This window comes from Chryseobacterium sp. KMC2, from assembly GCF_016756935.1.
In the GTDB taxonomy this organism is placed as follows: Bacteria; Bacteroidota; Bacteroidia; order Flavobacteriales; family Weeksellaceae; genus Chryseobacterium; species Chryseobacterium rhizosphaerae.
This window is the reverse complement of record NZ_JAESIT010000001.1, coordinates 423,777-437,300: the sequence shown is the minus strand read 5'-3', so window position 1 is coordinate 437,300 and position 13,524 is coordinate 423,777. Positions and strand designations below refer to the sequence as shown.

General features: G+C 37.6%; 13 protein-coding genes. 4 read left to right on the top strand and 9 right to left on the bottom strand.

Annotated features, from left to right (window positions below):
• The first annotated feature begins 68 nt into the window (after positions 1–68).
• Positions 69–767, top strand: coding sequence for a DedA family protein (locus JML65_RS01860; protein WP_047494269.1), 699 nt, complete (start codon positions 69–71; stop codon positions 765–767).
• Positions 768–811: 44 nt separating this feature from the next.
• Here the strand turns inward: JML65_RS01860 and JML65_RS01855 are convergent, their stop codons facing one another.
• The 4 genes from JML65_RS01855 to JML65_RS01840 all read right to left on the bottom strand — a co-directional run bounded on the left by JML65_RS01855 (position 812) and on the right by JML65_RS01840 (position 3,315).
• Complete coding sequence (locus JML65_RS01855; protein WP_202269731.1) at positions 812–1,681, bottom strand: alpha/beta hydrolase; 870 nt, start codon at positions 1,679–1,681, stop codon at positions 812–814.
• 55 nt (positions 1,682–1,736) lie between these two features.
• Positions 1,737–2,165: an SRPBCC domain-containing protein gene (locus JML65_RS01850; RefSeq protein WP_202269730.1), complete on the bottom strand. Its 429-nt coding sequence runs from the start codon at positions 2,163–2,165 to the stop codon at positions 1,737–1,739.
• A 62-nt stretch (positions 2,166–2,227) separates the two neighbouring features.
• Complete coding sequence (locus JML65_RS01845; RefSeq protein WP_202269729.1) at positions 2,228–2,821, bottom strand: Crp/Fnr family transcriptional regulator; 594 nt, start codon at positions 2,819–2,821, stop codon at positions 2,228–2,230.
• Complete coding sequence (locus tag JML65_RS01840; RefSeq protein WP_202269728.1) at positions 2,818–3,315, bottom strand: tetratricopeptide repeat protein; 498 nt, start codon at positions 3,313–3,315, stop codon at positions 2,818–2,820. Before JML65_RS01840 ends, JML65_RS01845 begins: the two co-directional genes overlap by 4 nt.
• 157 nt (positions 3,316–3,472) lie before the next feature.
• Here JML65_RS01840 and JML65_RS01835 point away from each other — a divergent pair, with 157 nt between their 5' ends.
• Positions 3,473–4,354, top strand: a complete 882-nt coding sequence (locus tag JML65_RS01835; protein WP_047494258.1) for a DUF808 domain-containing protein — start codon at positions 3,473–3,475, stop codon at positions 4,352–4,354.
• A 120-nt stretch (positions 4,355–4,474) separates the two neighbouring features.
• On the opposite strand, the gene dnaJ is transcribed toward JML65_RS01835, so the two are convergent.
• From dnaJ to proS, 5 genes are all read right to left on the bottom strand, one after another.
• Positions 4,475–5,593, bottom strand: coding sequence for a molecular chaperone DnaJ (gene dnaJ / locus JML65_RS01830; protein WP_084086124.1), 1,119 nt, complete (start codon positions 5,591–5,593; stop codon positions 4,475–4,477).
• A 111-nt stretch (positions 5,594–5,704) separates the two neighbouring features.
• The gene (locus JML65_RS01825; protein WP_047494254.1) at positions 5,705–6,241 is read right to left on the bottom strand and encodes a nucleotide exchange factor GrpE; all 537 of its coding nucleotides are present in this window, start codon (positions 6,239–6,241) and stop codon (positions 5,705–5,707) included.
• A gap of 197 nt (positions 6,242–6,438) precedes the next feature.
• Positions 6,439–7,773: an Nramp family divalent metal transporter gene (locus JML65_RS01820; RefSeq protein WP_047494252.1), complete on the bottom strand. Its 1,335-nt coding sequence runs from the start codon at positions 7,771–7,773 to the stop codon at positions 6,439–6,441.
• A 113-nt stretch (positions 7,774–7,886) separates the two neighbouring features.
• Positions 7,887–9,218, bottom strand: coding sequence for an OmpA family protein (locus JML65_RS01815; RefSeq protein WP_202269727.1), 1,332 nt, complete (start codon positions 9,216–9,218; stop codon positions 7,887–7,889).
• Between the two features lie 119 nt (positions 9,219–9,337).
• Positions 9,338–10,813 (bottom strand): proline--tRNA ligase, encoded by a 1,476-nt coding sequence (proS, locus tag JML65_RS01810; RefSeq protein WP_047494246.1) that lies wholly within the window; start codon positions 10,811–10,813, stop codon positions 9,338–9,340.
• A 144-nt stretch (positions 10,814–10,957) separates the two neighbouring features.
• On the opposite strand from proS, the gene JML65_RS01805 reads away from it, so the two are divergent.
• Both JML65_RS01805 and JML65_RS01800 read left to right on the top strand, forming a co-directional pair.
• Positions 10,958–12,046 (top strand): hypothetical protein, encoded by a 1,089-nt coding sequence (locus JML65_RS01805; protein ID WP_047494243.1) that lies wholly within the window; start codon positions 10,958–10,960, stop codon positions 12,044–12,046.
• A gap of 31 nt (positions 12,047–12,077) precedes the next feature.
• Positions 12,078–13,481 (top strand): OmpP1/FadL family transporter, encoded by a 1,404-nt coding sequence (locus tag JML65_RS01800; RefSeq protein ID WP_202269726.1) that lies wholly within the window; start codon positions 12,078–12,080, stop codon positions 13,479–13,481.
• The last annotated feature ends 43 nt before the right edge of the window (positions 13,482–13,524 follow it).

Sequence of the window (13,524 nt, the reverse complement as noted above, 5' to 3'; positions counted from 1 at the left end):
AGTTAAAATCTTATAATTTATTTTTGTTTCAGGTATTTTAGACCTATTTTTGTTGTTCATCGAGATATATGGAAGATTTTAATAGCTGGAAGGATTTATTAAACCCGGAGTTTTACATTAAAATGGGAGGGTTTTGGCTTATTTTGTTTATTGTTTTTGCTGAAACAGGTCTTTTTGTAGGATTTTTTCTTCCTGGAGACTCTTTATTGTTCGTTTCGGGGATTTATGCCGTTGAAATTATCAAAGAGACATTTGGCTCCACGGGGAGTGATTTCTTAGATACTACTATTTTGGCAACCGGAGTTGCATTAGCTGCAATTATAGGAAATGAAGTAGGATATTATTTTGGAAGAAAAGCAGGTCCTGCCTTGTATAAAAGACCGGATACAATGCTTTTTAAGAAGAAATATCTGTATCAGGCTCATGACTTCTTTGAAAAGCATGGAGCATTAGCCATTATTATGGCCAGGTTTTTACCTGTTGTGAGAACCTTTACACCCATTGTTGCAGGTATTGTAAAAATGGACAAAAAAGAATTCTTAAGAGATAATATTATTGGTGCTGTTTTATGGTCATTCATTTTGATCTTTGCAGGACATTATCTTGACAAATTATTCATGGAACAGTTTGGAATCAATTTGAAAGAAAAACTGGAGTACATTATCATTATTATTGTACTGGTAACCACACTTCCTGTGATTGTTAAGTTTGTTTTCGGGAAAAAAGAGGATCTTTCTTCCAAGTATGACAACAAAGATTTTGAATAGTAAACAAACGATATACTCAATACATAACCTGCTTTTTTAGCAGGTTATTTTTTTATCCATTCCAGAATATTCGGATAAATAATACTGTCTCTTTTTCTTTTGCTGAAAAACCGGGGGACATGACCTGTTTTTTTCATAAAAACCAATTTATGAGGAACATTCATGGTGGTAAGTGCAGAATCCATGGCGATACCCTGATGCGGATTGACTAAAAAATCATTATTCCCCTGGAAAAGTAAAGTAGGAACCCTGGTGATATTGGCTATTGGGCTGGCTTCTTTAAAGGCTTCAGAAACATTTTTTCTGTCGAACTTAGCTCCCACCACTTTTTGAAAGGTAGGAGAAGTATATTTGGAATAAAAAGAATTAAGATATTCAGGACTGTAAAAATCTGTGGGACCGCTTAAGGAAATGATTTTCCTGATCTGATCAGGATGCTGATATCCGTATAGCAAAGCAAGATGCCCGCCGGCACTTTCTCCAAGTAAAACATAATTGTTGGGAAGCAGTTCTGCTTTTTCTGCTAAAGAATTAAATCTTTCAATAACAGATCCAATATCTTCGAGCTGCTGTTTATATGTGATTTTTTTTCGTTTAGAAACCAGCCGGTAGTTCATATTGATACTTGGAATTTTATTTTTAAAAAGCATCTTTTGAACCTGTATCATGTGTTCCTTTTTTCCTAACGTCCAGGCACCCCCATGAACAATAAGAACTACAGGAGAATCCTGGGCATAATCTTTGGGAAGAAAAATATCCATTTTCTGCCTTTTATGCTCACCATATTGTAAATTATAGATTTTCTGCTGGCCTCCCTGACCTACCCAAACCCTGAATCTGGTATTACATGAGTGGAATATAAAGCTTATACATCCTAAAACAAAGAAATGATATCTGAGGACTAGCTTTTTCATACATCAAATGTAAGAAAAATATGACGATTTGGAGACCGTTCCGAATAATTCCCGGTCAGCTTTTTTCAGCTAATTCTTTTAATTTTTGATTCATCATATTGAAGCCGGCGGCTGTATTGTCAAAATTAAAAAAGGGAACAAGTAAACCCGAAAATTGTTCTGACTGGATCAACCGGGTGGTGCCGTTTTTATGATCAATCAGTTCAAAATAATGTTCACCGTCAAATACTCCTTTGAACAACAGTTTTCCTAACCATTTTAATTCTTTATTTTCTTTTTTGGATAAAACGACAGGTTTGAAAACCATTCCTTTTCCTCCCTTTGGTTCAATGGTAACCTGTATTTGATTACCTTCTTCTACAGATCCCTGGATACTGGTAATAAAGGGATTCCAGGTTGGATAGTCCTGAAAATTGGTTAATATTTTCCATATTTTTTCAGGGCTGGCATGAATGGTAATTTCTGTTTCTATTTTCTTTGACATGATAAAATGATTTTTATGTAGGCAAAGTTCGGTGAGAATACTAAAAATCCACTTGACAAAAATCAAAGATTTCCTGTAGCAATTTTATTTCTTATCCTGCTGAAAGTCTCAGAGGTCATCCCAAGCATTGAGGCGATATACTGCAAAGGAATTTGATTGAATAATTGAGGGTTTTCATTGAAAAAACATAAGTATCTTTCTTCAGCCGTCATTGATAAATGCCCGTAAACTCTTGTTTCAATAGTAGTGAAACAGTGAATAATGAAGGCTTTTTCCAAGATATGCCATTGAGGAACCCGGCTCTGTAGTTTTTCGTAGTCAGTTTTATCAATGGTGTATAATTCTGTATCCGTAAGAGCTTGAATAGTCCATCTTGCAGGAATATCAGACATAAAACTGGAAAGATCCGTTACAAAATATCCCTGAGTGGAAATCCATTGTGTGATCTCTTTTTTTTCAGTTTCACAAAAGATCCTTAAAAATCCCGACCTGATAAAACTTAATTTTGTGCTTTTCTTCCCTGACTTCAGGAAAAAATCATTCTTTTTAAGAACTTCCGGTTTAAAAAAAGACACGATTGTTTTTAAATCATCAGCATCAATATTAGTAAAATATGAAGTAAGGCTATGTTCAAGATCAATATGTATGTTGCTCATGGTTGAGGGGATTCTAAGTTTTCAGCATATCGGTACAGAGAACTATTGTATCTGGGGAGATGTTGGGATAATGCTTTTAAGGCTAGAGATAATGCTTCTTTGTTTTCGCCTGCATAATAGAGGGAAAGGGCTAAAAAAGAATCGATGGCATCATTCAATTCATCAGAATAATTTGCTTTTTCTTCTCTTAAAATATGGATGCTTTCCTCTATTTTTCCATTATTTCTTAATGTACTTGCCAACTGAATTCTTGCTCTTCTTCTTCGTAAACCTGATAATCCGAGATTTAATGCAGATCGGTATAATGGTTCAGCTTCCTTTTCATGTCCCGTGGAGTCAAAAGCACACGCCATTTCAAAATGGGGGATAGCCTGTGAACCTGAAAATAATACTGTATGATCTTTAATCTGTTGAATGAATTCTTCATTGCTTATTTTTCCAAATTTCAGCCAGATAGACTGTAATTGGGTTTCCCAGTTGGCTTGGTCATTCATTTTTATAACAATTTAAACAAAGATATAAAATGTTGAAAAAGATGCACTCCTTTATGATTTTGTTTATTCTTAAAATTATTGTCGTATTATGAATAAGGAAACGGAATTAAATAATTATTTTTGCTGGACTTAACAAATATTAAAAAAATATTAAAATATGGCTTCAGGCTTTTTTGCAATTTTAGATGATATTGCAGCATTGATGGATGATGTAGCAGTTACCAGTAAAATAGCTACACAGAAAACTGCAGGTATTTTAGGAGATGACCTGGCTGTAAATGCTGAAAAAGCTACAGGCTTTCTTTCTTCGAGGGAGCTTCCGGTTTTATGGGCTATTACCAAAGGTTCATTTATTAATAAACTGATTATTCTTCCCATTGCCTTTTTGCTCAACTGGCTGTATAAGCCTGCTATTGAGATGATTCTTATTCTGGGAGGTCTGTATCTGGCTTTTGAAGGGGTAGAAAAAATTATTGAATTCCTGTTTCACCGTTCTAAAAAAGGACATGAAGTAGTGGAAGAAAGCAAAGAGGAAGACAATTCTGAAGTATCTGAAAAAGCAAAAATAAATTCAGCTATCCGAACAGACTTTATTCTTTCTATTGAGATTGTCATTATTGCATTAGGTACTGTTATTCAGGAAAACCACCCGTTGATTACCCAAATCTTAACAGTAACTTTTGTGTCATTTATAGCCACTGTAGGAGTATATGGAATTGTTGCTCTTATTGTAAGAATGGATGACGCTGGGTTTAAGCTGATCAAAAAAAGCCATGATAAGGGATTCTTTTCCAAGCTTGGACACTTATTGGTAAAAGCGTTGCCTATTATTATTAAAGTTTTGGGAGTAGTAGGAACAATCGCTTTGATTCTGGTTTCAGGAGGGATTTTCGCTCATAATATCCATTATTTGCATGAATTATTACCAACATGGCCAGCTATGCTTAAAGAATTTACTTTTGGAATTGTAGGAGGATTGGGTGCTGTAGCCCTATTCACTATAGGTAAGGGAATATATTCTTTAGCTACTAAAAAATAAAACCAATTAAGATATTATAAAAATCCTGTACTATTGCAGTACAGGATTTTATTTTTTATATTGACTTGATCAGCTCCGTTAGGGTGTAGTGAAAAAAAGAGACCCTAAGGCCTCTCTATATTAATTGAATAGATCTTTCACTTTATCAAAAAAAGTTTTTTCCTTACCGGATGGTTCTGCAACCATTTCTCCGCTGGACATCTGCTTCTCAAAGAAATCTTTCTGTTCCTTGGTCAGCTTCTGTGGTGTCCAAACATTGATGTGAATAAACATATCACCTTTTCCATAGCTGTCGATGCTTGGAAGACCTTTTCCTGCCAGTCTTAAGATCTTTCCGGACTGTGTTCCCGGATCTACGGTAATCTTCACTTTGCCTCCTACAGTAGGAATCTCTCTCTTGGTTCCCAGTGCAGCTTCTGCAAATGATACATACAGTTCTTGGTGAAGGTTGTCACCTTCTCTCTTGATCGTTGCATCTACTTCTTCCTCTACAATAACCAGTAAGTCTCCCGGAATTCCTCCAAATGGAGCATCATTTCCTTTCCCTCTTACATTAAGCTGGATACCATCTCTGGCACCGGCCGGAATATTAATAGTGATTTCTTCTTCATCTTTGATAAGCCCCTGTGCATTAGCGCCTGCAGGAATTTTATCTGCAACTTTCCCGATTCCCTGGCAGGTACCACAGGTAGCCTGTGTCTGCATCTGACCGAACATCGTGTTCATTATTTTAACCTGAACACCGGAACCGTTACAGGTAGGACATGTTTTTGAAGTAGCACCTTCTGCTACTTTCATTTTTTTAACTTTAATGGTTTTTTGGGTACCGTTCACCATTTCTTCAAGGTTCAGCTTGATTCTGATTCTTAAATTAGAACCTTTCACCTGCTGGCGTCCTCCGCCGCCACCGCCGAAACCGCCGAAACCACCTCCGAAAATATCTCCAAACTGGCTGAAAATATCCTCCATATTCATTCCGCCTCCGAAGCCTCCGCCTCCGAAACCACCATTTCCACCTACTCCGGCATGACCGAACTGGTCATATCTGGCACGTTTCTGGTCGTCGCTTAACACCTCATAGGCTTCAGCAGCTTCTTTAAATTTTTCCTCAGCCTCTTTATCTCCTGGATTTTTATCCGGGTGAAATTTGATGGCCATTTTTCGGTATGCTTTCTTTATTTCGTCGGCTGATGAAGATTTGCTGATCTCCAGAACCTCGTAGTAATCTCTTTTTGACATGACTTTCTATATCTATAATTGATGATTGATAAATGATAAAAGATATTTAAAATTTAGTAATAAAAGTATAGCTACCTATCAATTACCACTCATCATTTACCGTTTATACTATTAGTTTCCTGTTACTACTTTTGCAAAACGAATTACTTTATCACTTAAAGTATATCCTGTTTCAATAACGTCTACAATTTTCCCTTTTAAATCTTCTGATGGAGCAGGGATTTGAGTAATAGCTTCATGGAAGTCTACATTGAAGCTGTCTCCGGCTTTTACCTCGATTGCTTTTAACCCTTTTTCCACAAGTCTGTTTTTGAATTTCTGATAGATAAGTTCAACGCCTTGTAAATCAGATGGGTTTCCGTTTTTAGCAATTTCTTTTAATGCTCTTTCAAAATCATCTAATACTCCCAGCATAGATACCATCATATCCTGATTGGCATATTGGAAGAATTCCATCTTCTCTTTAGATGTTCTTTTTTTATAGTTTTCAAACTCAGCATACAATCTGATGTAACGGTCCTTCTCTTCTGCCAAAAGTTCCTCAGCAGAAGGAGTAGCTGTCACATTGTCCTCAGATACGGCTTCGTTCTGAATATTGTTTTCTCCTTGATTATTGATGCTTTCTTCGTTAATATCCTGGTTTTCCATAATTCAATATTTATTTACAGATTGTTTGACAAAGATTCTGCCAAATCAAAAAATCAGGACATTAAGGCAGAAAAAGAAAAGCATTGTTGCTGATGAAAAAAGGGGACGTTGTGAAGCAAAATAGGCTGTTGACAATCCTTAATGTGATGGTTCAACAGCCTATTTGAAATTATTGTGTTCGTTCATTATTCACGTTTCTATTCTCCAGCAAACGTCTGATACAGTAAATAAAGGTTTAGAATAATGATAATGATAGAGATGATCCACACACATACTTTAAGAAAAGGTTTGTTGACAAATTCACCCATCTTAGCTTTATCATTGGTAAACATTACCAAAGGGACTACTGCAAAACTAAGCTGCATAGAAAGGATAACCTGGCTTAGTACCAACAAATCTGTTGTTCCCTGTTCCCCGTAAAGAATAGCGACAATTAAAGCCGGGATAACAGCAATAAGTCTTGTGATAAGCCTTCTTAGCCATGGTTTTAATCTGATATTTAAAAAGCCTTCCATTACAATCTGGCCCGCCAGGGTTCCGGTAAGGGTTGAATTTTGTCCTGAAGCAAGCAGTGCAATAGCAAAGGCGATACTTGCCATGGAAGCTCCTAAAATAGGGGTCAGCATTTTATAGGCATCATGGATGTCAGCAATATGTTCGTTCCCTGTAGTATGGAATGTTGCAGCTGCAAGAATAAGGATAGCAGCATTGATGAAAAAAGCAAGCATAAGGGATACTGTACTGTCTAAAGTGGCAAATTTTATCGCTTCTTTTTTCCCTTCTCTATCCCGGGTGTAATCCCTGGTCTGCACAATACTGCTGTGGAGATATAAATTGTGAGGCATAACGGTAGCTCCCAAAATTCCGATGGCAATATAGAGCATTGCCGGATTTTGGATAATTTCTTTCTGTGGTACCAGGCCGCCAAGGATCTCATTAAAAGCAGGTTTGGATATAACGATTTCATAAACAAAACAGGACAGGATGATAAATATAAGCCCGCCTACAATGCTTTCTATCCAGCGGAATCCTTTCGCCTGAAGCAAAAGAATAATCAAAACATCAACCGTTGTAATAACAATCCCCCAGGTCAAAGGAATATGAAATAAAAGATTTAAGGCAATAGCAGAACCTATCACCTCGGCGAGGTCACAGGCCGCAATGGCTATTTCACAAAAAATCCAGAGTATAAAGTTGGTCGTAGGATTGAAATGGTCTCTGCAGGCCTGTGCAAGATCCCTTTCTGCTACAACTCCGAGTTTTACGGATAAATGCTGTAACACCATGGCAAAAATATTGGAAATAAGGATGACGGAAAGTAAGGTGTATCCAAATTGAGCACCTCCGGCAATATCTGTAGCCCAGTTTCCGGGATCCATATATCCCACAGCAATCATAAGACCCGGGCCTGCAAATGCCAGATATTTTCTCCAGAATGATGCATTTTTAGGAATCTTAATAGAGGAATAAACCTCTGGTAATGAGTGTAGGGTTTTATCTTTACGCCAGGCGTTTTTTAAGTTGAAATTCATAAATGTTAGAAATGACTAACAAATTTAATTAAATAAATATAAATGAGGAAATCAAAGGACAAAAAAATCCCGGAAATTGTTTTCCGGGATTAAATTTGTATTGAATCTAAAGATTATTTTGCAAATCTTACAGACATTTTTCTGTCAGCAGCTCTCTCAGCATCAGAAGCTTTAGCATCTACTGTAGCAAATTTACTTCCGTAACCTTCTGCTCCAAGTACTTGTGCTCCAACTCCTGCTTTAGCCAAAGCAGCTTTGATATAGTCAGCTCTTGCCTGAGATAATTTTACATTAGAAGCTTCGTTTCCTGTTTTATCAGTATATCCCCCGATTTTAACTTTAGCATCCGGGAAAGCTTTTAAAATAGCAACAAGGTTATCTAATTGTCCTTGTGAACCTGCTTCTAAGTTTGTAGAACTTCCCATTTTAAAATTAACATGGTCAAAGTCATACCACTTATCTTTCAATGCAGCATCATCCGCTGCATTTTTATAACCGCCAGATTTCAGGAATGAAATCATCTGATCTTCAAGACCTCCTTTGTAACCTTTTAGCATTACTCCGTTCAGGTCAATGTTTTCATCTGTTTTAACAGTAGCTGGAGCAGGGGTTGCTGTTCCAGTCGTAGCTGCTGTATCCACAGTAGTACCAGTTGCTGTTGAATCAGACGCAGCTGTAGTGGTCGTTGTCGTCTGTTTTTTCTCGCACTGTTTCCATAAGAAATATCCGGCTGCAATTAATAATAAAAGCGGAAGCAACCATTTCCAGATTGAGCCACCGCCTTCATTGTTATTGTTATTATTGTTAAATTGCTCTCTTACCTCTCTTGCTCCTTCAGAAACACTTTCTCTGGCTGTAGCAACACCTTCGGCGATGTTGTCCTTAGCAGTAGAAGTTACTGATGAAACGGTTTCTTTAGCCTGGCCAAACCAATTTTCAGCACCTAAACCAAAAGAAGCTAAAGAAAGACCTGCTGGCAGTAAAGAAGAGATAATGCCTTTCTGATCATTCAATAAACTGGAAATCCCTGAAGCTCCAAGGTTATTATCTGTTGCATATTTCCCAACAGTACCTACAGTAGCTCCTGTTACCAGATTTAATAGGGAACCTGCAGTATTATTGCTGACTCCTGAAAAACTGGCAATGGAATTTACAAGTCCACCCACCTTATCTCCAAAAAGAGAAGATAATAAGCTGGTAATAATAGGATTACTGGATGATCCACCCAATAAATTTCCTAATATGCCGCTTGAAGAGGCTTTCGTTATTGCATCCAATACACCAGGATTGTCTGCATTATTGGCTAATCCGCCTACTACGGCAGGCAATAAACCACCAATTGCTTTAGAAATACCGGATTCACTTTCTCCAAACTGCGATGCAGCCTGCGAAACCAAAGCGGGACCTAATTGTCCTTTAATTAAATCAATGACATTTAAAGACATAATAATAAATTTTTTTGGATTAATGTTGTGATAAATTTAAACAAAAATCCGTCCAAAAGTCACTTTTTTTTGAATATTTCTTTAGAAATTAATGATTTTTTTTGAAATTATTAAAATTTTTAATAAGCTTTTGCGAATAATACACGTCTCTTAGAAGGTTTTCCTGAGATCATAGAAACCCCTTCTTCCACATCATCATCCAAAGGAATACATCTGATGGTAGCTTTAGTTTCGTCCTTGATCTGCTCTTCTTCTTCTGCAGTACCGTCCCAATGTGCATAAATGAAACCTCCTTTTTCTTCTAAAACTTTTTTAAACTCTTCATAAGTATCTACTTGAGTGATATTTTCTTTTCTGAAGTTTAAAGCTTTCGTATAAAGATCTTCCTGTATAGTCTTTAATAATTCTTCGATATAAGAATCTAACCCTTCAATAGAGTGTGACTGCTTAGTAAGATTGTCTCTTCTTGCGATTTCTACAGACTTGTTTTCAAGATCTTTTGGTCCTATTGCTATTCTTACAGGAACACCTTTCAATTCGTATTCTGCAAATTTCCAGCCTGGTTTATTCTGAGTGTCATTGTCAAATTTCACAGAAATACCTTTGGCTTTTAGTTTAGCCTGGATATCTAAAGCCACTTCACTAATCTGGTTCAGCTGTTCGTCTCCTTTGAAAATAGGCACAATAACCACCTGGATAGGGGCCAGAGTTGGAGGCAATACCAATCCGAAATCATCAGAGTGAGTCATGATCAACGCTCCCATTAAACGGGTTGAAGTTCCCCATGAAGTAGCCCATGCATGTTCTATTTTTCCTTCTTTGTTGGTGAATTTTACATCAAATGCTTTTGCGAAATTCTGACCCAGGAAGTGAGAGGTTCCTGCCTGAAGAGCTTTCCCATCCTGCATTAATGCTTCAATACAATAGGTTTCATCTGCTCCTGCAAATCTTTCAGATGGTGTTTTTAAACCTCTTACAACCGGCATAGCCATGAATTTCTCTGCGAAGTCTGCATATACATCGTTCATTTTTTCAGCTTCTTCTACAGCTTCATCTTTGGTAGCATGAGCCGTATGTCCTTCCTGCCATAAAAACTCTGCAGTTCTAAGGAATAAACGGGTTCTCATTTCCCAACGTACAACATTCGCCCACTGGTTAATCAATATCGGTAAATCTCTGTAAGATTGAATCCAGTTTTTATAGGTATTCCAGATAATCGCTTCAGAAGTAGGACGTACAATAAGCTCTTCTTCAAGCTTAGCATCAGGATCTACAATCAGTTTGTGCGGATTATTTGGATCTGTTTTTAATCTGTAATGGGTAACTACGGCACATTCTTTTGCAAAACCTTCCGCATTCTTTTCCTCTGCCTCAAACAAGCTTTTGGGCACAAAAAGCGGGAAATATGCATTAACGTGACCTGTTTCTTTGAATCTTTTATCCATTTCATCACGCATTTTTTCCCAGATTGCATAGCCATATGGTTTGATCACCATACATCCACGCACTCCTGAATTTTCAGCTAAATCAGCTTTTACAACCAACTCATTATACCATTTGCTGTAATCTTCGCTTCTTGAGGTTAATTTTGCCATTATTTTTTTAAATTTTTTTAACTTTTGTACATTATTGTTATCTAAAAATAAAAATCTATTTTTGATAGATTTATTTACCAGTCTTTTGGTACATTTTTGGTACAGATTGCAAATATAATTTAATTTAAAAATTTTTACGTTATCATGAAAAGAAATATACATAAAAATTTGCTTGGCCTGCTTAAATCTAAAGGGATTTTAGCCGTTTCAGGCGGATTATTGCTTATGTCTTGTGGTGCTCAGATGGGAGGGTATAGCGAGACAGACGGGGTTTATTATGACCCTAACAAGGATACGCTGCCGGAAGGAGTGATCATTAATGGTAGCGGAAACAGAGTAGGCGAATATTATGACTACTATCAGGATTCTAACGTGATTCAGAATGCACAGGAGAATTCAAGAGACCAACAAAATAAATATAACGAATGGAGCGGTACGAATCCAAGCTGGAATACCAATGCAACAGATTCCGATTGGGGAATGTATGCAGGCTCTCAAACCAATTATTATGACAACTCATGGGGATATGGATCTCCTTGGGGCTGGTACGGTGGCTATAGCCCATATTGGGGTTGGAACCGTGGCTGGGGATGGAATATGGGATTGTCCTGGGGCTGGGGCGGATCTTTCGGCTGGGGCTGGGGAGGCTCTATTGGCTGGGGAAGTCCTTACTGGGGCGGATATTATGATCCATTCTGGGGTGGATACTATGGTAATCCATATTGGGGCTATGGAGGAGGCTACTGGGGTGGTGGTTACTACAACAGACCGGCATACAGAAGAAGTGGTGCTGATGGAAGAGGATTCGTTGGTAATCCGGGGGTAACCAATAATGTTTACAGACCAAGTAACACAGGAGGATTCAGAAACGGCAGTAACAATGGTTTCAGAGATTCCAATACAAATGGAGGCTTCAGACAGGGAAATACCGGAGGTTTCAGAGGTTCTAATACCAATGGAGGATTCAGACAAGGAAATACCGGAGGCTTCAGAGATTCTAATACTAATGGTGGATTCAGACAAGGAAATTCTGGAGGATTCCGTAATTCTTCTCCACAACCAAGACCTGAATATAATCAACAACCAAGATATAATAACAGCGGAGGTTTCAGATCTAATGATTCCGGAGGCTTCAGATCAAGTGGTGGTTTCAATTCCGGAGGCGGTGGCTTCAGAGGTGGATCTGGCGGCGGAGGCGGCATGAGATCCGGAGGTAGCGGAGGCTTCAGATAATTTTCAAATTAAAATAAACTATTAATAAATAATGTTAAAAAAATCTTTAGTATTAATGAGTGTTTCTGCGGCTTTCTTTGCGCAGGCACAGGATGTTTCCGTGATAAGGAATACTGTAGATGTTTATTCCAGTTCTCCTATGGTGGGATCGGCTAAGTTTAATGGGATGGCAGGTGCTAATGGAGCATTGGGAGGTGATGCCAACTCGTTGCTTACCAACCCGGCAGGTTTAGGAGTTGCTATTTCCGGAGAGATTTCAGGAACTTTATCTGTTGCCGGTAATAAAAACAGCAGTACTTGGGCAGGTTCTACCTTAGACTATAGCAAAACCAAGACTGATCTTGGAAATGTGGGAGGTGTTATTGCTTTTCCATTGATGACCGAAACAGCATGGAAGTTTATCAACATAGGGATCAACTATTCCAATCAGTCTCTTGATAATTATGTAGAATCGGCTGGGAATAATAAAATGATTTATGATTTTGATACGGATAAAAGTTCAGCATTTGCAGGACACGCTTATAACCGATATGGTCATTTATCAAAAATGAGTTTTGGGGTAGGAGCGAATTATAATCATAGCTTCTATGTTGGAGCAGGCCTTAACTTTTTGAGTACATCAATCGATCAATATGATGCAGCAGCTTTCCAATCTATTCAAAATAAATCTATAGAATATTTCAGTAAGCAGAATACTCCATATTTTGAAAGATCTTCAGGGTTTTCTGCTTCATTAGGGGTAATAGGGAAGCTAAGTCCTAATTTCAGAGTGGGAGCAGCTTTGGAAACACCTACTTTCTGGACTATTGACAGAGATTATAATTATTATAACGATGCCAATACAGGAGATGGAATAGGGTATGAGAACAGAAAGCTTACTACACCGCTTAAGGCAACGGTAAGTGCTGCATTCGTAGCCAATAAGAATTTTTCATTGAACGTAGATTATACACTAGGACTTACAAAGCCTGATTATAAAGTGTATGGATCAGCGGAAAGAGAACTGAACGATTTCTTTAAGGATAATTACAAAAACTTATCAGAGCTTAGACTGGGGGCTGAATACAGAGTACAGCAATTCAGACTGAGAGGAGGTTATTCTTATATTTCCAGTCCTATGGATGCTATTGCTATCAGCAGTTATAATGATGCCGGTATTGCCCAGGACAATCAGTCATACAGTAATCTTATGTTGAGTGACAGAAATCTTATTTCATTCGGTATAGGATATGATTTCAAATCATTCTATATTGATGCTTCTTACCAGAATATAACATCAAAGTACAATAATCCTTTCTTGAGAGGAGTGCTTTCAGATCAGGTAGATTCTGCTTATTACTCTCCATCGAATATTGTAAGCAGCGATGCTTATGCAGTTTCCAATGTGAAAAATACCAGAAATAATTTCTTCCTTACTTTGGGATGGAAATTCTAAGTTTCTGAACATATACATAAAAAGCTCCGAAGAATATTCGGAG

Excerpts from the sequence above, each read along its gene's own strand:
- JML65_RS01820 (WP_047494252.1), bottom strand. The coding sequence starts at position 7,773 with ATGAATTTCAACTTAAAAAACGCCTGGCGTAAAGATAAAACCCTACAC.
- JML65_RS01800 (WP_202269726.1), top strand. The coding sequence starts at position 12,078 with ATGTTAAAAAAATCTTTAGTATTAATGAGTGTTTCTGCGGCTTTCTTT.
- dnaJ (WP_084086124.1), bottom strand. The coding sequence starts at position 5,593 with ATGTCAAAAAGAGATTACTACGAGGTTCTGGAGATCAGCAAATCTTCA.
- JML65_RS01860 (WP_047494269.1), top strand. The coding sequence starts at position 69 with ATGGAAGATTTTAATAGCTGGAAGGATTTATTAAACCCGGAGTTTTAC.
- JML65_RS01805 (WP_047494243.1), top strand. The coding sequence starts at position 10,958 with ATGAAAAGAAATATACATAAAAATTTGCTTGGCCTGCTTAAATCTAAA.
- JML65_RS01855 (WP_202269731.1), bottom strand. The coding sequence starts at position 1,681 with ATGAAAAAGCTAGTCCTCAGATATCATTTCTTTGTTTTAGGATGTATA.
- JML65_RS01815 (WP_202269727.1), bottom strand. The coding sequence starts at position 9,218 with ATGTCTTTAAATGTCATTGATTTAATTAAAGGACAATTAGGTCCCGCT.
- JML65_RS01845 (WP_202269729.1), bottom strand. The coding sequence starts at position 2,821 with ATGAGCAACATACATATTGATCTTGAACATAGCCTTACTTCATATTTT.
- JML65_RS01840 (WP_202269728.1), bottom strand. The coding sequence starts at position 3,315 with ATGAATGACCAAGCCAACTGGGAAACCCAATTACAGTCTATCTGGCTG.
- JML65_RS01850 (WP_202269730.1), bottom strand. The coding sequence starts at position 2,165 with ATGTCAAAGAAAATAGAAACAGAAATTACCATTCATGCCAGCCCTGAA.
- JML65_RS01835 (WP_047494258.1), top strand. The coding sequence starts at position 3,473 with ATGGCTTCAGGCTTTTTTGCAATTTTAGATGATATTGCAGCATTGATG.
- JML65_RS01825 (WP_047494254.1), bottom strand. The coding sequence starts at position 6,241 with ATGGAAAACCAGGATATTAACGAAGAAAGCATCAATAATCAAGGAGAA.
- proS (WP_047494246.1), bottom strand. The coding sequence starts at position 10,813 with ATGGCAAAATTAACCTCAAGAAGCGAAGATTACAGCAAATGGTATAAT.